The sequence below is a fragment of the Paenibacillus sp. M-152 genome (assembly GCF_003856555.1).
GTDB classification, from domain to species: Bacteria; Bacillota; Bacilli; order Paenibacillales; family Paenibacillaceae; genus Paenibacillus; species Paenibacillus polymyxa_C.
In genome coordinates this window covers 5,649,766-5,671,332 of sequence record NZ_CP034141.1, presented here as the reverse complement: position 1 = coordinate 5,671,332, position 21,567 = coordinate 5,649,766, and the positions used below count along the sequence as shown (strand labels likewise).

Here is a 21,567-nt window from a genome sequence, read left to right as displayed (position 1 = left end):
ATACGAAATAGGTATATAGGGAAGCTCGTCACTTATATCAGAATTGTTTGTGATTGTGCGCTTTGTCATTGACACGTTCATGAATTATTTCAAATTTAAAGTGACTGGAATCACATAAACGATTGCTTTATGTGGGTATACTTGCTTTAATTGAGGGTTAACAAAAGGGAACTATGTTAATAACAACTATTGTTCATCTTATTTTGGAGAGAAGAGGGATACTACGATGTTAAGTGAGCAAACCATTGCAACGATTAAATCGACTGTACCTGTTTTGGAGGTACACGGAACTACGATCACCAAGCGTTTTTACCAGATGATGTTCGAGGCCCATCCCGAGCTTCTCAATATATTTAATCACGCGAATCAGAAGCAAGGACGTCAACAAGGTGCGTTGGCCAATGCTGTATATGCGGCTGCACAGCACATTGACCGTCTGGAGGAAATTCTTCCGGTGGTACGTCAGATTGCACATAAGCATCGTAGTTTGGGGATTAAGCCAGAGCATTATCCTATCGTCGGGAAATATCTGCTCGCTGCGATCAAGGACGTGCTAGGGGATGCAGCAACAGATGAGATCATCAACGCATGGGCCGAAGCCTATGGTGTGATTGCGAATGTATTTATAGATGTGGAAGCTGAAATGTACAAGAACGCTGAACAGCAGCAGGGAGGCTGGTCAGACTTCAAGAACTTTGTTGTGCAGAAAAAGGTTAAGGAAAGCGACCAGATTACGTCCTTTTATCTGGTGCCGCAGGATGGACAGGTGCTGCCTGCATTCGAGCCTGGGCAATATATCAGTCTGCAGATGCAGATCCCGGGTGAACATAACACCCACATCCGTCAGTATAGCCTTTCCGATGCACCGGGCCAACCTTACTACCGGATATCCGTAAAACGCGAGGACGCCGTCGGGTCTCGCCCAGCGGGTAAAGTATCTGTGTATCTGCATGAGCAGGTGCAGGAGGGCGATGTGCTGCGGGTGTCTGCACCTGCGGGTGATTTTACGCTGGATCAGACAGATCGCAGACCTGTTGTATTGATTAGCGGTGGAGTCGGGCTAACCCCGATGGTCAGTATGTTGGCTTCCTTGGTGAAGTCTGCTCCAGATCGGCCCGTCACCTTTGTCCACGCAGCGGTCAACGGAGATAACCATGCTCTGCGTAATGAGGTGGAAAAGCTGGTCGCCACACATGCACAGGCGGCCGTTCGGTGGTGCTACAGCAGACCAACCGAGCAGGATCGTCTAGCCCAGGCTTTTCACAAGGAAGGACGTTTGGATCTGGCTTGGCTGCAATCCGTAATACCGGAACGTAATGCCCAATATTACTTTTGCGGCCCTGTGGGATTCATGCAATCGGTATACGGCCTGTTGAAGGAGTGGAATATCCCTGCATCGGATATCCACTATGAATTTTTTGGTCCTGCCAGTGCATGGGAAGCAGAAGCGCAGTGAGACATTAAAAAAGACGAAGGATCGTTGTCCTTCGTCTTTTTTGTGTTTATTACTGTGAGGAAATCCTACTCATTTGTCTCTACGCTTCTTCAGAGTGTGCCCATATTTTCATGACGTGGGCACACGCAAAAAATCCATATGCTGCGGCATATACTGGCGTAAAGCTTCTGGAATGTGGATCGAACCGTCCTCTTGTTGGTGATGCTCTAGCAGCGGGATCAAGATCCGAGGCGAAGCGACCGCTGTATTGTTGAGTGTGTAACAATATTGAAGCTTGCCGTCCAAGTTACGGTACCGGATGTTGGAACGACGCGCCTGAAAATCAAGCAGCTGGGACGACGAGTGTGTTTCGCCGTAAGCCTGTCGACTAGGCATCCATGTCTCAATGTCCACCTGCTTGTAGGTTTTTTGCGACATATCGCCTGTACAGACAGCCATCTTGCGGTAAGGCAGCTCCAACAGTTGAAGCAGATCTTCCGCATTACGCGTAATTTCCTGAAACATCTGCTCTGAAGCGTCCAAGCTCGCCTCACAGATGATGACCTGCTCCACCTTGGCAAACTGGTGCACACGATACAGTCCGTGAACGTCCCTTCCGGCCGAGCCGACCTCGTTGCGGAAGCATACGGATACCGCCGCCAGCCGAATCGGGTCTGTAACGTCCACAATTTCTCCGCTGTAATACGAGACCAGCGGAACTTCCGAGGTGCCTACAAGCCATTGATCCTCCCCTGCGATACGGTACGTCTGATCCAATCCAAGCGGGAAAAAGCCAGTGCTGCGCATTGCCTCGGAGCGTACCATTAATGGAACGTCCAGCAGCTGAAATCCTCGTTCGCTTAGCAGATCAACAGCAAGCTGCTGCACAGCCCGGTGCAACGCCACCCCAGCCCCCGTCAGATAGTAGTTACGGGTACCGGCTGTTTTGACACCGCGATGCACGTCGATCAGGTTGTGAAGCTGGCCGAGCGTCATGTGATCCTTGGGTTCAAATCCGAATTCGGGTATCGTCCCGACCCGCTCCAATTCTACATTATCTTCATCCGTTCTTCCCCATGGCGTATCTGGCGATACGATATTAGGCATCAGAAGCAAAAGCTGTTGAAACTGTTCCTCTACTTCCTGTTGCGGAACTTCCATAAGATCTAGTCGTCCGTTAATTTCTTTAACCTGCCGCTTAGCCCGTTCCGCCTGTTCATTCTTTCCGGCATGAATCAGTGCCCCAATATCCTGACTGCACTGATTGCGTGTCTGACGAAGCTGTTCTACTTCCTGAAGCAACTGCTTTCTCCGATCATCCAGGGTTAACAGTTCTGCGACCGATACCTGTATTCCTTTGTCGTCTGCTGCTCTCTGAACTTGCTCTTGATGCTCTCTGATCCATTTGATATCCAACATGACACCGCACTCCTTCTTCGGATAAAAATACAAAAAGCGCCCTCATCCACATGGGACGAGGAGCGCTTTGATCTCGCGGTGCCACCCAAATTGACCGGACAGCATGACTGATGTCATGACTCTCCAATCCACTTTGCTGCGCTTTAACGGGCGGGTCCGGTTTACTTAGGAACATATCGCCATATCGTACACTAACGTATAATCCTTGGCGTAAACGCCTCCGAGTTGGATGCTCTTCATAGGCATAATGTCGTTTGCTTTTTTGTTAGTATACGGATTTTTGGCAAGTTAATCAAGGGCGTGAGTCTGTACATTGGATTACTTCCGTTTTTCAACATGATCTTTCCAATAAAAATAAATACACAGTGTAAATAATTCGGATTTCATGTTTGCGAAGAGGAAAGGTAGGCTTTATTTCTTATGTATATCTATTCTGCTTCATCTGCGATGATGAAACTGGAAGAATATTTAAGTAATAGCCTCAATTCAGCGTCCAAAATGGGCTATAGTCTCTATAATGCTATTTTAATTTCATGTAAAATGTATTGATTACCAAAACGAACAGCGATGGAGGAGAACATGGAGGATTTTAAAGATCGTTTACATACGATCCGCCAAGAACAGAATAAGCTGCTCAAGGAGTATCAAACATTAATTGCAGATTACGAAGCTTCAGATATCATTCTGGAGAATGAGGTGCTGCAAAAAAAGTTCGAGGATTATCAGGCTCGCTGCATTCATTTGGAAGAGCGGGTACGACATATTGAGCAGGAAAATGGAAAGCTGCGTACTGCGCTGACAGAGCAAATGCTGAGCGAAAAGGCGAATATGATTCGCATTTCGCGGGAAAAGCTGGAGACCTATTTTGCTTCCAGAACCGCAGAAGGGGAAAATCGGCTGACATCCATTGAGTATGGGGCTAAAAACCGGGTGGACCAGCTTATTCAGCAAACCACTCATGAGCTTAAAGAGGATCAGGACGAGATCGTCGCTAGACTGAGACTATTCTCAGAGGAGATTCGTGAACGGATCATGGAGCAACGCAGGCGGTTTCAGGAGGCAGAGCGCAAATTGCTTCATCAGACGGCACACGAGCTCCATCAACTCGGGGAAGAAGAGATCAGCGAAGAAACGATGCAGAAGCGTATGAAGCAGAATCAGTTTGAAATGATGCTGGGATTGAACTGGATTAACAAGCTAGGGATTTTGCTCATTATCTTGGGTGTGGGAGCCGCTTTTAAATACTCATACTCAAACTGGTTTACAGGAAATATGAAGGGCGTTGCCTTCTTTTTGCTAGGAGCGCTAATGCTGGGCGGCGGCGAGTGGTTGTATCGCAAGCAGAAGCAGACCTTTGCTCTTGGTATTTTGGGCGGCGGTATTTCTGTACTGTACGGGTCCATATTTTATAGCTACTTTTTGCTAGAAATCATAGGAATGTATACAGGCATAGGCTTGTCCGTTCTAGTTACGGTGACCGCTGTGCTGTTGTCATTAAGATATGAGTCTCGAACGATATGTTCCTTCGGTTTAGTAGGAGGATATCTCCCGTTGTTTTCCTATATGGCTGCAAACGGGTTGGAAGGAAACGCCGTGTATATTGCGATGGGTTATCTATTCCTGCTGAACCTGTTGATCCTGCTCGTATCCTTCCGCAAACGGTGGGTCATCGTGCAATATATCAGCTTTCTACTCAATACCCCATTAATGGTTGTACTCACGTGGTTATCAGACAGCACCATAGCCAGCATGCTGTATGCAATCATTACATTTGCAATGTATCTCGGGATGACACTGTGGGTGCCGTTCCGATTCAAAACAAAACTATCATGGCTGGATTTCTCCCTGTTGGCTCTGAATACAGTCGTGAGCTGTTCCGTTCTGTATTCTCTGTTCGGTGATGCAGGCCTGGATGATTACAAAGGATTGCTGGCACTCGTCTTTTGCTTGGTGTATGGGGGCTTGGGCCAATGGGTTCGTCGATATATTCCAGAGGAGAAACAAACCAAAATACTATTTTATGCGACATCATTGACCTTTGCCATTCTCATGATTCCGTTCCAGTTTGGAGTCAGATGGTTGTCCATGGGCTGGTTAATCGAGGCAGTGCTCCTCACATTATATGGACATCGCTATCGCTTGAAGGAATTAGAGCGTGCAGGCTGGGGCATTCTAGGACTGTGTCTGGGCGCATTCTTTTTCATCGATTTCCCTATATATCTGTTATCAGGCTTTGAGACGGATTATTTTGGGCTCAAATATACGCTCATTACATTGGGAATGTTGATCGTTACTGTCTTTTATGCGATTGAATTTAGCCGTCCGAATGCTTTCAAAAACAATCGCTTGTACGAAATGCATATCATGCAAGGATTTAAATATGTAGCTTTGGTGAACGTGTACCTCTATCTTTTGTATGAAGCTGGTCATTGGTATAACATCGTCGTATCCGATGAGTTTGCACATTACACCTTGTACAAGGTATTGTTGTTCACCTGCGTATCCCTGGTGTTAGCTTATTTCCTGCCTAAAGTGAGGCTGTTGTACGATCGGGTGATTAAATACTATAGCTTGGCATTGTACATCATAGGCTACGCGCTGGCATTGGTGGTTACCGTAGCGATTCCAACCTTGCATGAGGATTACGCGCAGAATACGGCTGCTGATTACGTGGCGTTAATTGTACTGGCAGCCTTTAATGTACTGGTATTCTTCAGCAGCAGGGACTTCCTAAACGCACTGATGACTCGACAGTATAGAAGTAATGGGCTGTATCCGGTCATTATGGGAGTATATTTGTTGGGTATCATTACCGCTTTTCTCGGAGTTCAGTTCCGTCTGGGAGACGCAGGTCTTGTGTTCAGTCTGGTGTATCTGCTGCTGGCTATTTTGTATATTGTATACGGCTTCCTCAAACGAGTGGTCTACATCCGCCGATTTGGATTGGGTTTGACCCTGCTATCGACAGGTAAGCTGCTTTTGTACGATCTACATTTGTTAACGTCAGGAAGTACTATTGTAGCCTATTTCTCTTTTGGGGTTGTATTGCTGGCCATTTCGTATATTTACCAAAAAGTATCCAATCGTATGGGAGAGACCATTATTAAGAAGGATACTGAAGAAAAAATGTAGTTTTTTGTTGTATTGTGTAGATACCGAACATTATGAAAATAAATCCGGTAATAGTGAAAAATTATGCATGACCTTACATCCTACTTACGCTATAATGAGAAAAAATTATTTATGTACGCATGCTCAAGTTTATGCGTAAGTAGAGAGAATGAGGGGGATACCATGAATTTGGGCAAGGGGAAGAATAACCTGTCTGATAAGAATGAACGCTTCTCGTCGGCTGGATTCATTTTGGCAGCGATCGGGAGTGCGGCAGGACTAGGTAACATCTGGAAATTTCCGTATATTACCGGACAATATGGCGGAGCTGCATTTTTCTTGTTGTTTATTGTCTGCTTGTTGCTTGTTGGTTTGCCTGTGCTTTTAGCAGAGCTTGCGCTTGGCCGTGCAGGTCGAGGAAGTGCTGCCTCTGCAATGGTGAAAGTAGGCGGACATCCAATTTGGGGCAAGATGAGCATTATGTTTGTTATCGTGCCGTTTGTTATTTTGTCGTTCTATGCCATTGTAGGAGGATGGACACTGCATTATGCTGTAGAGGCATTTAGCGGAAGTCTGTTTTCTAATAATGATTTTGCTGGCCAGTTCGCTTCATTTTCTTCCGGCTATGCACCGTTGGTGTGGTTGTTAATTGTTTTTGCATTTACAGCAGTCGTGGTTACCCTAGGGGTATCGAACGGAATTGAAAAGTTCAATAAAATTTTGATTCCTGCTAAGGTCATCCTGTTGCTCGTGCTGATGATTAACGCTCTCATGTTGCCAGGTTCTGGTGCGGGTGTATCCTTCTTTTTGAATCCTGATTTTTCTAAGTTAAGTATAGAGTCTGCATTGGTTGCTTTGGGACATGCCTTCTTCTCCCTCTCACTGGGGATGGGGATCATGGTCACATATGGTGCTTATGTGGATCGTCGACAATCGCTGGGTGGAGCCATGCTGGCAGTTGGTGGCGGGGATTTAATTTATGCGTTTATCGCAGGTATGATCATTTTCCCTACAACCTTCTCCTTTGGTATTAACCCTGCCCAAGGACCGTCTTTGGTCTTTATTGCTTTACCGGCTGCATTCTCTGCCATGCCTTTCGGAGCTTTCTTCGGCGGTTTGTTCTTCGTATTGCTGGCGGTTGCAGCATTAGGCTCTATGGTATCCCTGCTGGAGGTACCCGTAGCTTATGTTATGGAGCGGTTCCGTTGGGGCCGGGTTCGCTCGGTTGTCATCGTATCGATCCTGTGTCTGTTGCTGGGTGTCCCTTCTGCATTGTCTATGGGGTTGGTTCCAGAGTTAAAGGTGGGCGACAAATCCTTCTTTGACTTTGTTGACTTCACAGCGTCCAACATCTTCTTGCCACTCGGTGGCTTACTGATAGTTATATTCACAGGGTACTACTGGAAAACTGCTGGCGAGCATGCCAATCTCAAGCCTATCTGGTTCCGTGTATGGTTGTTCGGCCTTCGCTATGTTGCACCGATCCTGATGTTGTTGGTATTCCTTCATACTTCAGGGATCATCAAATTTTAATAGATACGAATTTTAAAAAAAGGTATTTTCTTCCTAAGGGAAGAGATGCCTTTTTTTGTATATCTATCAGCAGTTACCTAACTGTGGAAAGGAATGATATAATAAAAACATTGTCATTAATTTTAACTTCAATGAAATCATTACGATTATGAAGTTTTATATAATGAATGAAAAGGCTACAGGGCATCGCACAGACGATGTGCAGGAGAGGGAAAGGGCAGAAGAGCATTGAAACAGACAGAGAGTTCGAATTTGCAAGAAGGACGGCTGCTGAAATGAAGTCTAATCGGTTGTCGTCACAACGTCGTTATATGCCAGGTTTGGATGGACTAAGAGCACTGGCGGTCATCGCAGTCATTGTGTATCATCTGAATCCGGATTGGTTGCCGGGTGGTTTGTTGGGTGTAGGCGTCTTTTTTACTTTGTCGGGGTATCTGATTACAGATATTCTAGTCAGTCAGTGGGATACATATCATAGTTTTAAAATGAAAGATTTCTGGGTGCGTCGTGCCAGAAGGTTGCTGCCTGCCATGCTGACGGTTGTGGCTGTCATTGTCCTGTGCTCGTTGCTTTTCGATCCGTCACGGCTTACGGCCTTGCGCGGAGATGTACCTGCCGCATTGGTGTATATGAGCAATTGGTGGTTTATTTTCCATCAGGTTTCGTATTTTGAAAGTTTCGGCCCTCCTTCTCCGCTTGGGCATCTGTGGTCGCTTGCGGTGGAGGAGCAGTTTTATATCCTGTGGCCTTTACTGCTGGCGCTTGGGCTAAAGTACATGCCCAAGCGTATTGTACTGGCCGGATGGGTGATTTGTCTGGCGTTAATATCCGCGCTCCTCATGGCCGTGATTTACGTACCGGGAAGCGATCCGAGCCGGGTATATTATGGAACGGATACACGTGGCTTTGCTCTACTGATTGGTGCGGCGCTGGCCTTGGTATGGCCAAGCGGCAAGCTGAAAGAGCATGCTTCTGCGAAGGCGCGCCTGCTTCTCGATGGCATCGGTGCAATCAGCTTGCTGCTGCTATGCCACTGGGCGTGGGCCTCGAATGAATATGATCCATCTCTGTACCGCGGCGGCTTGCTGGGGATTGCTGTGGTCACTGCTATTGTGGTCGCAGCGTTGGCACACCCAGTGAGCCATCTCGGTCGCCTGCTTGGACGCAAGCCGCTACGCTGGATAGGCGCCCGTTCCTACGGACTGTATCTATGGCATTTTCCAGTTATCACGCTAACTACACCTCAGGTGGACACCGATGGTGTGCATGTGATGCGTATCGTTATACAATTGCTAGCTACCATACTGCTGGCGTCTCTCTCGTTTAAATATGTCGAGGAACCGATTCGGCACGATGGATTCCGGCACTGGATTGCAGGAATTCGTTCAGCGGTTCGTCGACAGGTGCGGTGGAGATGGATCTCTACAACCGCAACAGCAATGTTTTGTATAGGTATTGGTGTGGGTACAGTTCACCTGTACGTGGTATCTCCTGACGCAACGTTGCAGGCAGCATCTAGTGATGAGCAGCCAATTGCAAAGGCAAAGGCGATGCCGCCGCTTCACGGAACGGTGTCCGTAGCTTCCAAGGAGCCTACAGCCATCAAGCCACAAGGAGTCCAGGACAGTAAAGCTCCGTCTCAAGCCCAGACGCCTAAAAACACGACAGTCAAGGCTGGTACTGCGGATGGCGTTACGACGAAGACGGAACCTTCGACTACATCCAAACAGGCTAAGTCTATGACAGGCGATGGTTCGAGCGTGACCGCCATTGGAGACTCTGTCATGCTCGATGTACAGTCGTACATTGAGGAATACTTCCCGGGGGCCGTTGTGGATGGACGGATCGGCCGTCAAATGACGGAAGCGCCTGCTGTACTGGAGCAACTGAGACAAAACGGACAGCTGGGTAAGACGGTGATTATTGAACTGGGTACGAACGGCGCTTTTACCAAGGACCAGTTATCTGATCTGCTCGCCAGCCTGAAGGATACGAAGCGTATTATACTTGTGAATACCCGTGTACCACGGCCCTGGGAGAGCATTGTGAACAAGCATCTAGCCGAAGCTGCATCCCAAGATCCGCGAATTACAATGATTGACTGGTATGCAGCAAGTTCTGGTAAAAACTCATATTTTGAGCATGATGGAGTACATTTAAAACCTAAAGGCGCTAAAGCCTATGCATCTTTGCTGGCTGAGGCCCTAACGAAGCAATCTTAATGAGCAGAGCCGCAATGATATTCATAAATTATGCAAATGCAAGATAAGAAACCACCGGGAGTAGGTTGTGCGTCCCCTGGTTGAAGTGCACCCTTAAACTTTCATTGGCTAAACCTCAGAGTTTTGCAATGTTCGTTGTAAGGTGCCCATTCACCCTGCTCCGGTGGTTTTTCTTATTTTGGTGTGGAGGTACATAATCTAATGGAAAAGGGTTATTCACATAGTAGAACAAGTGAGCACCGCTTGAAGAGGAACAGAAGAAGGCTGATACTGATTGCTATTATATTATTTGTGGCAGGCTGTATTACTTTTATTGCGATAAAGGTTTCGGATAGCAAGCCACACGCGCCGACCCAGGAGCTTGCTAAAAAAACGGATTCCAGCTCATCAAATGTTAAAGACAGCGCAGGGGCAAAGGGTAAAGCGGCCTCTCCAAAAAATGATCCCGATGTAGAAGACGGTGCCTTTGTCGAAAAATATTTAAATCAGCAAATGCTAGGGCAAATGCCCGATGGAGCTGATGGTAAAAAAGTGGCCTACTTATCCTTTGATGACGGACCATCCGTGACGGTCACACCTCAGATATTAGATATTCTGAAAAAGCAGAAGGTCAAGGCAACCTTTTTTATTGTAGGTAAAGAAGCCAATGAAAATGAGCACACCAGGAACCTTATCAAAAGAATTGTCAAAGAGGGTCACGCGATAGGAAACCATACGTACTCACATAATTATAAATATTTATATCCGAACAGACGAGTAAATACGGATCATGTTATGCAGGAGATCGAGAAGAACAATCAGGTTCTAAAAAGCATTCTGGGGCCAGAATTCTCCACCAGAATGATCCGCTTCCCTGGGGGCCACATGACATGGAACAGAAGAGATCCACAGGGAATGGCTGCTCTGGATAAGGTTTTGCGTCAAAAGGATTACCATCAGGTGGACTGGAATGTATTAACGAAGGATGCAGAGGGAAGATCCAAGAAAGCACCGGCACTAATCAACCAGTTTATAAGGTCAGTCAAAGGTCGAGAAAAAGCAATCATACTCATGCATGACACCTATGGTAAAGAAGAAACGGCCAAAGCATTGCCGCAAATCATAGAATATCTGAAGAAACAGGGATATGAATTTAAGGTTATGAAGTAAGTAAGATAGGCATAAATGAGGAAAGGACGGGGCTGATCGCCACCGTCCTTTGTGCTATCTAAGAGTATATAGTCCGCATCGTTTAGATGCGCTCCGCTTCTCCCATCGCCTGAATGAAAGCGCCAATACCTTTGGGATCGTTAGTTATAATCGGCTCACTGATATAGTAAGCGAAGGTACCATCCCGGCGATCCTTACCTCCCAGACCGCTTACTTGTACTGTTTTGTTCAGATTCACAAGTCCTTCTTCAGTAATCGTGATAAACTCATCAATAATACCTTTACGGATGATTTCCGCCTCTTGACGATAATGCTCTGGCAGATAGCCTTTGCGAACACCTTTGGCAATAGCATATAGAATCATGCAGGAAGCAGATGCTTCCAGATAGTTGCCTTTCACATGGCCCAGATTGAGCACCTGATAAAAGACGCCGCTTTCCTTATCACGCACTTTCAGCAAGGCCTCCAGTGTTTCGTTCAGCATATCGATCAAGACGGGACGATCTGCATGATCTTCTGGGATGTAGTCCAGCACGTCGACGAGTGCCATGACAAACCAGCCCATTGAGCGGCCCCAGAAATTTTTGGAACAGCCTGTTTCCGGGTTGCACCAAGGCTGCTCCAGCTTCTCATCCCAAGCGTGATAGAGCAGACCCGTTTCAGGATCACGCGTATGCTTGTAGCATAGCTTGAATTGCAGGGTCACATCGTCAAACTCTGATGGATCTCCGAATTCGCGAATAAATTCAGCATAGAACGGGGCACCCATGTACAAGCCGTCAAGCCAAATTTGATACGGATAAATTTGCTTATGCCAGAATGCGCCCTCGCTTGTGCGTGGATGTTTTTCCAACTGACTGCGTAATTGGAAGGCTGCCTTTTTATAGCGTTCATCTCCTGTGGCACGATACAGAGTGAAGAGCAGCTTACCGTTATTTACGTGGTCAATATTGTACTCATCTACTTTATAGCGCTGAATCACGCCATTTTCGTCAACAAAGTGATCCATATGTTTTTTTATATATTCCATATACTTGGGATCACCTGTCAGTTCGCCAACCCATTCCAGACCTCTGTAAATCACGCCATGGTCATATTCCCATTTCTCATAACGTTCTGGACTCCGTTTAAGCACGGATTCGCTCATACGTACAGCCCAGGATTCTGTTTTTGTAGGATTGGTTGTTGGTTGCGAAGTTGAATTTGCCATGATACAGTCACCTCTTCAGTAAAGTTTAATCTGTAATTGTTATTGCTGATTACATAGACGGAGTGTGTGTCTTAGGGTCAACGGGTCTGCTCTTGAAGCCCACATTGTTGTTGCCCCAGCACCGCTCGTAGCTGAAGCCTGTCAGCTGTTCGAACACTTTGCGAGCCTCTGGCTTGGCTGATTTCATCGAGCCGCCGTTTTTGAGGCGGTCAATCTCGGCGATTAGCTTCTTGTGGCTGTCAATATCCAGCTTCATTACGACAGAAGCAATCATCCCGATGATCGCGAGAACGATCGTACCCACCACGAGTACATAAAAGATAGCGTGCTGAGCAGAGACTGGCTGACTTTCAGCTCCGGATACAAAGCCAAAGTTCTGTAACACCCAGCCGAGAATGAAAACGACAACGGCCCGCACCATTTTTCCGGCAAAAGTCATCATACCCGCATAAATACCTTCACGGCGACGACCAGTTAACGCTTCATCCACATCGGCAAGGAACGTGTATTGATTCCAAGGGATGTAGTAGACGCCACCCGTACCAAGTCCCATGAACAGTGTGATGACATATAGCCACATCATTGTATTAGAGGCTCCCGTCATATAGAGCAGGCCATAACCTGCTACGCTAAAGCAAACGACGACGAGTGCGGCGATGAAAGGCATACGAAACCCTTTACGCACACAGAATTGGATGAAGAAATAGGTAGAAATTAGTTGAATGACAGAGTTAAAGCTGTTCAGATTGGATACCATCTCCGAGCTTTGGAACAAGGAGAAAACAATAAAGTACGTAAAAGCTGAAGTAAACAGCCACTCGGCTGAAAATCCGCCCAGGTACATCCCGAGATGATGACGGAACGTCTTGACCCGAAAAGTGGAGGAAATGTCGATAAACAACTTTTTCATGGAATCTATAAAGGAAAGCGGAGCTTCACCTTCCAGTTCCTTTTGCAGTTCTTCACTTGGACGTTCCCAGGAGTTTTTGTACAAGAAAGCCATGGCAATCAGCAGAATTGCTGCAAAAACGAGACCGGTATACAAGAAAGGCAATGGAGAGTCTTTGCCGTAAGCAGCAATAAAGCGACCAGGGATAAAAGCGGCAGCAAAATTGGCGATTTTACCAAACATGGCCTTCCATCCAGTCAATCTGGAGCGTGCGCCGAAGTCTCGGGTCATCTCAGACGCTAGTGCTTCATACGGCACCATGACAGAGGTGTACACCAGTTCAAACAGCACGTACGTACTCAGGTAATACCAGAAGCCCAGCCCATCTATCCAAAGCATCGGATACACGAGCATCAGCGGGATACCCATCATGATGAAAAAACGGCGTCTGCCGAATTTACGGCCTAAGCGGGTTCGGTGAAAGTTATCGCTGATAAAGCCCATGATCGGATTGCTGACCGCATCTATGATGCTGGCAACAGAGAAAATGGCTGCGGCCTGAACAGGAGACAGTCCGCAAAAGGTTGTATAAAAGTACATTAACCATGCACCGCTAATAGCAAGTGCGCCACTTCCCAGCATGTTACCGCTTCCATAGGCAAGTGTATGTTTCAGTGTGATTTTTCGTTCCATGATCTGTTCACCTCATATTTTGTCTGGTTATGAGGACAATCACCGGTCGCTATATTATGCAGAATTGTCTAGGTTGGTAGATGGGCCAGGCGTCCTGATTAGGTAGAGCTTTTACCGTGCCCCTATATTTCCGCTCGGAGTACCCGAGCCAATCAGATCGCTTCCTTTGGCCAGCTTAAGGAAATCACCCAGCTGGATGGAACCGTCTGCGCCTCGAGTGATGGAAGGCACGAGACTGACAAAGTCGTCTGCACTGGCTGCGAGACCTTTGGCATTCGTCGTTTTTTTGTTTTTCCACCAAACATTTGAGTTATCTTGATCTGTGCCACTTGTTTTATCACTTGCTGTTCCTTCAAAAGAGAGATTGTTAATGAACACGTGTTCACCCTTGTCAAAGGCGAAATTGCTTTGTCCATTGTCCCATGAAGTATTGTTGGTCAAAGTAATTGTGCCAGGGTTGCTATTGTAGGTGAATCCGTGTTTTTTGTTCTGGAAAGCAATACTGTTTTTTACAATATGGTTGACTTTGATTTTGTCTCCACCCAGCTTAAAGCCGTTGCCGTCACTGTTCGCAGTAGACGTTCCATCAGAGGTTTGCCCGTTGTGATGGGCCACACTGTTCAAAATGGTTACGGCACCGATAGGGCCTGTTTCCGTTTTGCTGTACAGATCCCAGCCATCGTCTACGTTGTACGCTGCCAAGCAGTTATCGAACACATTGCCTGATCCTACAGTCAGTTTGGCTGCGAAGCCATCGGCATCCTCACCATTATCGGGATCGGCATTATCGTGAGAGTAGGAATTCAAGATCAAATTGTTCGCAGGCCACTCACTGGTGGAAGCGTTAGGGGAATAACGCCCGAGTTGAAGTCCGGTGTCCCGATTGTGGTGGGTTTCCACATTTTCAATTCGGTTATTACTGCCGCCGATATAGATACCGTTATCTCCGGCACCTTTGACTTCAAGACCTTTGACCAGCCAGAAGTCTCCGTTAAGCTGAAGTCCCCGATTGGCTGAACCAAAGGCCTGAGCAGAAAAATCAAGTACAGGCTTTTCGCTACCGTAAGCGACTAACCCCTTGAGTGAGCCGTTACTGCCGTTATTTCCACGCTGAATTGTAATCGTTGAAGAGTAGGCGTAGTTACCACCGCGCAGGTAGATGGTTTTACCAGGAGCAATTTGTGTCAGTGCTGCTTCGAGGGTGGTAGGACTAGATATCGTGCCTGGATTGGACACGTTACCATTAGGAGCTACATACAAATCACCTGCCGCTAACGTGGTGGAAGCAGCTGCTGAATCGGTTGCACTGACGGCCTCCTCTGTGAGTGTGGTAGAGGGGAGGTTGTTGGATGGAACATCTGCGTAAGCGGTTCCAATAAGGCAAGAAGAAGCAAGAACAAAAGAAACACCGAGTCTTAGAGCGTTAAAGCCGTTTTTTGAACGATCATTCCGTTTAAACATGTAAATTCCTCCTTATCTGAGCTCATATTTTAAAAGAAGATAGCACATATAAAAGTGGATCATGCTGTCTTTCCATTAAAAAACAGGACACCTCCTGGGGGACAGATTGATCTATCATAAGTCCAAAACGCTCTAAGAAGTATATGCACAGTGTAATATATGTTAACGTTTGCATCAACAGTTTTTTGTTGTTTTTTTGATATTGTGAAAAAAAGTTCACACTTTTGTTTCAACTAAAAATATGGTTTTGCCAAGCTGGGAAAATTTGATTATACTTAAACATTATACATATAATAGAAATGAAAACTGGGAGAAAAGGTGGGTTTAGCGCATGGAGAGCGGGAAGCATTTGACGAGTTCAACTTCCGAACCATTGCAGGAAAAGCGACCGCGAATGAACAATGAGATGATCGATTGGCTTAAGGCAATTATTGCAGCCATTGTGCTCGTGTTCATTATACGTTGGCTGTTATTTGCGCCATTTATTGTTGAGGGAGCATCCATGGAACCGAATTTCAAAACAGATGAACGAGTGGTCGTGAATAAGGTGATTTACGATTTTCGTGACCCCAAGGCAAGCGAGGTTGTTGTATTCCATGTAAAAAAGGAACAAAAGGACTTTATTAAGCGTGTTATTGGAGTGGCTGGAGATACCATTCAGTATCAAGGTGATCATCTTTATGTGAACGGTAAGAAAGTAGAGGAGCCATACATTCAAGGAGCTATCCAAGATGCTCACGCCAAGGGAGAATTATATAATAATGTGGACTTTCCAAACGGAACTATAACCGATTCCAAGGTTCCTGAGGGGTATATTTTTGTGATGGGTGACCACCGCAATAATAGTAGAGATAGTCGTGCTATTGGTTTTGTTTCCATCAAGGACATTGTTGGACGTGCGGATGTGATTTTTTGGCCGATGGATAGCGCGCAATGGGTTAAGCATAAATAATGTCAGAGTACGGGCATGGACATCACGAAGACAAGAGGACTTGCGTAAACTTTACGCAAGTCCTCTTTGGGTCATCTGTAATGATGTAATTGCCTCAACCTTTGACGGCCCCGGCCACTACGCCCTTAACAATGTATTTTTGTAGAAAGATAAATACGATAATGGAGGGCAGCACAGCCATTACCATCGCGGTCATGGCATATTGCCAGTCTGATGTATATTGCCCAACGAAGGTATAGGCAGCCAGCGTAAGTGTTTTGGTGCTGGGTGAGCCGTTAACCATGAGAAGTGGAAGTAGAAAATCGTTCCATATCCACATCACGTCGATAATAACAATAGTGGCGGTGACCGATTTCAGCAGAGGAAAGATGACGGAAAAGAAAAGCCGAAAGCCTGAGGCTCCATCAATCTTGGCGCTTTCGTCAATCTCGACCGGAATGCCTTTCACGAAGCCGTGATAGATAAACACTGCCAGCGGGGCTCCGAAACCCCAGTATAGCAGGCCAAGTCCCCAAGTGCTGTCTGCCAAATTCAAGTCTTTTGCCAGTCGCAGGACAGTGAGCATGATGGACTGAAACGGGATCAGCATCGGCATAATGCATAGCATGTAAATCACGGAGCTCCATTTGCTTTTGGTTCTTGCCAGCTTGTAGGCCGCGATGGAGGATATCAGTACGATACCTGCCAGGCCGACGACGGTGATAATCGTGTTATTCAGAAATAAACGAGGATAGTCAATGAACTTCCATACGTATACGTAGTTATCCAGCGAAAGCTGCTTGGGCAGCGCAATGACGTCGGTCATGACCTCAGCGAAGCTTTTGAACGAATTGTTAATGGCGAGAAACAGCGGGTACAAAAATAACAGCGATAATACAATCATGCCCGCTTCCAGCAAAATACGTCCTGTACGGCTGCGTTGCATCAGGCTTCAACCTCCCTGCGTTTGAAAATAGACAATTGAATAATCGTAATGATCAGTACTGCAACGAATAAAATCAAGGCTTTGGCTGTTCCGTAGCCATACAGATTGTTCTGGAACGTATCTCGGTAAATATCATACGCAATGCTGTATGTCGTACCTCCTGGTCCACCGCCAGTCAGAGATAAAATGACGTCAAACACCTTGATCGAGTTGGTCAGTGCCATGAAGACCGAGATCGTAATCGAGGGTGCGAGCATTGGCAAAATAATACTGAAAAATCTCCGGATCGGCCCTGCTCCGTCAACGATGGCAGCCTCTTTTAGATCCTCAGGTACAGATTGCAAACCTGCAATATAAATGACCATGTAAAAGCCAATGGATTGCCAGATGGATACCGCCAAAATGGAAATAAACGCGAGCCCTTCCTCGCCTAGCCAACTGAGCTGGAAGATGCCCCAGCCTGTACTGTGGTCCAGTGACTCAAAGCCTTGCATAAAGATGAATTTCCATATAAAGCCGACAATAACGAGGCTGAGGATATAAGGTATAAAGAAAGCCGCGCGTAGCCAGGCCGAGCTTTTGAGCTTCATGTCGAGGACGAGTGCCAGCAAAATGGCCAGCACGTTTACCAGCACAATGTACAAAATGGCGTATTTGATTGTAAACCAGGCTGCATGTGCAAAGTTAGCGTCTCCGAGCAGGATTTGCTTGAAGTTATCTAGACCCACGAATTTCGGATGTTTGGATATACCGTTCCACTTGGTCAGGGAATAGCGTATCGTCATCAAAAACGGAATATAAAATGCAATTGTAATGCACAAGATTACGGGCAATGTGAATAAACCAAATTCCAGCTTGCTGCCCTTGTCGCCCCATGTTCCCCTTTTTTTCAGCATAACGCACCTCTTTTTCTCAGCATTTTCCGGTCTTTCGCTCCAAGCTGTTTAAGATATAATGAAAGTATAGGATAGCCCCTAGGGCCGGACCAATGGATTTAAGAAAACAGTTGTGGGTAAAAATGTGTACGCTTTCAAAAGGAGCGGTTATCATGATGTCAGGGCGTGTAGGGACAATTCTTCGATCCATGTGGAAGCGGATTACGCAAAAATTAGTGAACAAGCTCATTCTGCTTTTTACGTCGGTGATTATTCTGGTGGTGGGCTCACTCACGATTATTTCCTATCAGATGATTGAAAAGGAGTCGGTCAACCATAGCATCGCCAGCACGACGAATAATCTGCTGCTGGTCAATCAGAATTTGGAGGATTACTTGGAGGGGATGCAGCAGCTGGCTCTGCCACAGCTTCGCTATAACGATATCATGAACGCGATTGCTAATGAGAATCGGGACTATGCTGCACGAATGGTCATTGAAAATTACTTGCGCAACATGTTTTATTCCCGCAATGATCTGGAAGCGATCTATCTATATGTGGCGGACCGCCATCAATACTACGTAGTGACTAGGGAGACGTATAACATAACGGTACGCAAAGGAATAAACACGGATCTTCCCAAGCTTCCCTGGTATAAAGAGGCGATGGCCAGCACTGCAAACGAATCATTTCAATCCTTTGTGGAATCCCGCTCTGATATGGGCTATGTGGCGCCGCAAGCCAGCTTTATGGCTTACCATCGAGTGCTGAGATCGATTGCATCCCGTCACCCGCAGGCAGTGTTGTCCTTTTATTACAACACGAGCGCCGTAGATGAAATCATGCGGAATATTCCACTGGGTAAAGGGGACCAACTGATGCTGATCAGCCCCGAACGGGTTCCCTTTTATGTGAACAGTCTTCCGCTGTATGAACGAATGCGTGATTCTGGAGTATTGGCTCAGATCGGAGAGGGAGGAAGCGGACAAGTAACGTGGTCAGACAGCAACAGCAACCAGGAGTATTTGGTCGTTTATGATGCAGGCCAAAAGGACGGGTGGCAGCTCATCAAGCCGATTCCATACCGCCAAATTTATGAAGCCGCTACGACCACACGGAATTGGAGTTATGTCATCGGGGCTTTATTTTTAGGTGTGTCTATTATTTTGGTGACATTGACCTCGAACGCGATTACCCGACCTTTACATAAGCTATCTACCCAGATGAAACGGTTCAGCACCGGAGATTTTGAGGCAAGGGCTCCTGTGAAGGGGCACGATGAGATTGCCTATTTGTCGCTGCATTTTAACGAAATGGTCCAAAGAACCGAAGAACTTATTAATGAGCGCTATCGTATGAAGCTGGTCGAAAAGAATGCCATACTCAAGGCGCTGGAGGCTGAGATTAATCCCCATTTTCTGTATAATGCCTTACAAGCCATATCCACACAGGCATTAAAGCGGGAGATGTTCGACATGGCGGATATGGTCGATGCATTGGCCCAAACTCTGCGCTATTCCATCAACGGCAAGGATATTGTAGCTGCCCGCGAGGAGCTCAGGCATATTGAACGGTATATAGGTCTGCAAAAGGCAAGATTCGGGGCGAGACTTCGAGTCGAAGTGGTATGGGAGGACACGCTGATGGAGCTGCCGATTCCGAGGTTATCCGTGCAGACGTTGGTAGAAAACTCTATCAAGCATGCGCTGGAAAAAGTATCAAGCGACATTCTGATCGTCATTTCGGCCGAATCAGGTGCTACAGACGCTACAATTGCAGTCAGGGACAACGGACCTGGAATTTCAGAGGACAAGCTGAAAGTAGTGCTGGATTCGTTCGATGAAAAATGGGAAGACCGGGAGAGCGAGCATATTGGCCTGAAAAATCTGAACACACGGTTGAAGCTTTTGTATGGAGATCAGGCAGGGTTATTCATACTTACGGATGAAACAGGAACAGAAATGAGAATGCAAATTCCCCGGGGAGGAGTCAGCCATGTATAACGTATTGATTATTGACGATGAAGAACCGTTACGCGAAGCCATTCGTATTGTTGGAGACTGGGATCGTCTGGGTATCGAACATATTTATGAGGCGACGAATGGAAAGTTGGGAATGGAGCTGCTGGGTCAGCACCCTATCGATGTGGTGATGGTCGATATGAAAATGCCGGAGATGAATGGCATCGAATTTCTTCGTGTTATCGAGAAGGCGTATCCCCATCTGCTGACGATTGTCATTAGTGGCTACAACGACTTTGAATTTACACGACAAGCGATTCAATCGCGGGTGGTAGATTATCTGCTTAAACCTATCAACCGCCAGGATCTGAATCAGGCACTGCGCAAGGCGGTGGACATTCTGGAAAGCCGTAAGCAAAGCCAAGACGAGTTCATTAATCAGAGCATTACGCTAAATATGTCACTACCGAAGCTGAAAGAAAAGCTCTATATGTCCATTTTGGACGGTAGCTTTAAAAAGCAGGCCAATACCGCGTTGCTGCCATTGATTGGAGCAGATCAGCAGGAGAACCGCTTTGGCGTGATCGTGCTGCGGCTGCTGAACAGGGATGAGATTCGCAGGACACGTTTTCATGGTGATGCCGATCTGATGGATTTTGCTGTAACGAATGTATTAGCGCAGACATCAGATGAACGGTTGCGTTGTTTTAGCTTCCCCCATCCGCGAAGAGAGCGTGAGGTCGTTTCTATCTGTACCCTGGCCTCAGGACAACAAGAACATATGTCCCTCCTACTGGCACAGGTGGCACAGAAGGCGGTTGCGAACCTGCATGGGCTGTTCAATATGGTGGTAGTAGCCGGCGTGGGCAAGCTCTGTACAGACGTGGTGGAGTTGGCTTCTGCTTATAGGGATGCCAAGACGCTCATTCACAGCACGGATGTGTTGAAGTTGGAAGGAGAATCTATTCTCCATACGGTGCCCCGGCAAGTGGGTGCGTCAGAGGAAGTGCCATGGACGGATCGACTGTTGTCGATCCAAAAGGATGCTCAGACCGGTCAAGCAAACCGGGCAAAGGTACTACTGAGCGATCTGTTGAAGCAATTGGCAGCAGGCTCTGTTTTCCGTTTGCAGGATGCGGACCGATTGCTGCGGGAGTTCCATTTTTTACTGAGAGAAGCAACGATTGAGCTGGGTACGCCTGTGTCTGCGTCTAATCAGGAGGAAACCTTAGGAGAACTGGGGCGCGTGGTTGAAGGCAATCTGTCTGCTGATTTTACGAGCTTTGCCGACTATAGTCAGAGATTACACCGCATGCTGGAGCTTTACATTGCCGGGGTCCAACATGCACAAGCGGGAAACCAGCCCTTTGATATTACAGAGATCAAAAGGTATATCGACCGTTACTATTTTGAAGATATCAAAATCTCATTTTTTGCCGAAACCTATTTTTTGAGCCGGGAATATCTGATGAAATTGTTCAAACAGCAGTTTGGTTACGGCATTCACGAATACGTACAGAAGGTCAGAATGGACAAGGCAAAGGAACTGCTGGGTGATTCCAGTCTGAAAATTCAGGAAATTTCCGATATGCTCGGTTACAAGGATAAAAACTATTTCAGTAAGGCTTTTCGCAATTATTATCAGGTGTCACCGTCGGAGTATCGCGTGAGCCTGCAATAAACCACTTTTTTACCCTTAACGCTTCACTAATCTGCCTTTTTAAATTGGACC

Annotated in this window: 14 protein-coding genes; 8 read left to right on the top strand and 6 right to left on the bottom strand. The window is 46.6% G+C overall.

Features of this window, described 5'->3' with window-relative positions; all coding sequences use genetic code 11:
• The first annotated feature begins 226 nt into the window (after positions 1-226).
• Positions 227-1,456: an NO-inducible flavohemoprotein gene (gene hmpA, locus EGM68_RS24865; RefSeq protein WP_013373712.1), complete on the top strand. Its 1,230-nt coding sequence runs from the start codon at positions 227-229 to the stop codon at positions 1,454-1,456.
• 108 nt (positions 1,457-1,564) lie between these two features.
• Here the strand turns inward: hmpA and serS are convergent, their stop codons facing one another.
• Positions 1,565-2,854, bottom strand: a complete 1,290-nt coding sequence (gene serS, locus EGM68_RS24860) for a serine--tRNA ligase (protein WP_129550222.1) — start codon at positions 2,852-2,854, stop codon at positions 1,565-1,567.
• Between the two features lie 579 nt (positions 2,855-3,433).
• Here serS and EGM68_RS24855 point away from each other — a divergent pair.
• From EGM68_RS24855 to EGM68_RS24840, 4 genes are all read left to right on the top strand, one after another.
• A complete protein-coding gene (locus EGM68_RS24855) occupies positions 3,434-5,986 on the top strand; it encodes a DUF2339 domain-containing protein (protein ID WP_129550221.1) in 2,553 nt (850 codons plus the stop codon).
• Positions 5,987-6,148: 162 nt separating this feature from the next.
• Positions 6,149-7,498 (top strand): sodium-dependent transporter, encoded by a 1,350-nt coding sequence (locus tag EGM68_RS24850; RefSeq protein WP_025675755.1) that lies wholly within the window; start codon positions 6,149-6,151, stop codon positions 7,496-7,498.
• A gap of 275 nt (positions 7,499-7,773) precedes the next feature.
• Complete coding sequence (locus EGM68_RS24845; RefSeq protein ID WP_016324889.1) at positions 7,774-9,720, top strand: acyltransferase family protein; 1,947 nt, start codon at positions 7,774-7,776, stop codon at positions 9,718-9,720.
• A gap of 201 nt (positions 9,721-9,921) precedes the next feature.
• Positions 9,922-10,869, top strand: a complete 948-nt coding sequence (locus EGM68_RS24840; RefSeq protein ID WP_013373706.1) for a polysaccharide deacetylase family protein — start codon at positions 9,922-9,924, stop codon at positions 10,867-10,869.
• A gap of 82 nt (positions 10,870-10,951) precedes the next feature.
• On the opposite strand, the gene EGM68_RS24835 is transcribed toward EGM68_RS24840, so the two are convergent.
• The 3 genes from EGM68_RS24835 to EGM68_RS24825 all read right to left on the bottom strand — a co-directional run bounded on the left by EGM68_RS24835 (position 10,952) and on the right by EGM68_RS24825 (position 15,122).
• On the bottom strand, positions 10,952-12,079 hold the full coding sequence (locus EGM68_RS24835; RefSeq protein WP_013373705.1) for a glycoside hydrolase family 88/105 protein: 1,128 nt from the start codon (positions 12,077-12,079) through the stop codon (positions 10,952-10,954).
• A gap of 49 nt (positions 12,080-12,128) precedes the next feature.
• A complete protein-coding gene (locus EGM68_RS24830) occupies positions 12,129-13,661 on the bottom strand; it encodes an MFS transporter (RefSeq protein WP_013373704.1) in 1,533 nt (510 codons plus the stop codon).
• Between the two features lie 111 nt (positions 13,662-13,772).
• Positions 13,773-15,122 carry a right-handed parallel beta-helix repeat-containing protein gene (locus EGM68_RS24825; RefSeq protein ID WP_013373703.1) on the bottom strand — a complete coding sequence of 450 codons (1,350 nt, stop codon included), beginning with the start codon at positions 15,120-15,122 and terminating at the stop codon, positions 13,773-13,775.
• A 331-nt stretch (positions 15,123-15,453) separates the two neighbouring features.
• Between EGM68_RS24825 and lepB the strand changes: the two genes are divergently transcribed.
• Positions 15,454-16,074, top strand: a complete 621-nt coding sequence (gene lepB, locus EGM68_RS24820) for a signal peptidase I (protein ID WP_013373702.1) — start codon at positions 15,454-15,456, stop codon at positions 16,072-16,074.
• Between the two features lie 94 nt (positions 16,075-16,168).
• On the opposite strand, the gene EGM68_RS24815 is transcribed toward lepB, so the two are convergent.
• Both EGM68_RS24815 and EGM68_RS24810 read right to left on the bottom strand, forming a co-directional pair.
• Positions 16,169-16,999, bottom strand: coding sequence for a carbohydrate ABC transporter permease (locus EGM68_RS24815; RefSeq protein WP_039271872.1), 831 nt, complete (start codon positions 16,997-16,999; stop codon positions 16,169-16,171).
• The gene (locus EGM68_RS24810; protein WP_013373700.1) at positions 16,999-17,895 is read right to left on the bottom strand and encodes a carbohydrate ABC transporter permease; all 897 of its coding nucleotides are present in this window, start codon (positions 17,893-17,895) and stop codon (positions 16,999-17,001) included. The genes EGM68_RS24815 and EGM68_RS24810 overlap by 1 nt, the downstream gene beginning before the upstream one ends.
• A 122-nt stretch (positions 17,896-18,017) precedes the next feature.
• On the opposite strand from EGM68_RS24810, the gene EGM68_RS24805 reads away from it, so the two are divergent.
• Together EGM68_RS24805 and EGM68_RS24800 are read left to right on the top strand one after the other, a co-directional pair.
• Complete coding sequence (locus tag EGM68_RS24805) at positions 18,018-19,877, top strand: sensor histidine kinase (protein ID WP_025676621.1); 1,860 nt, start codon at positions 18,018-18,020, stop codon at positions 19,875-19,877.
• Complete coding sequence (locus tag EGM68_RS24800; RefSeq protein ID WP_129550220.1) at positions 19,870-21,516, top strand: response regulator transcription factor; 1,647 nt, start codon at positions 19,870-19,872, stop codon at positions 21,514-21,516. The genes EGM68_RS24805 and EGM68_RS24800 overlap by 8 nt, the downstream gene beginning before the upstream one ends.
• Positions 21,517-21,567: the final 51 nt, after the last annotated feature.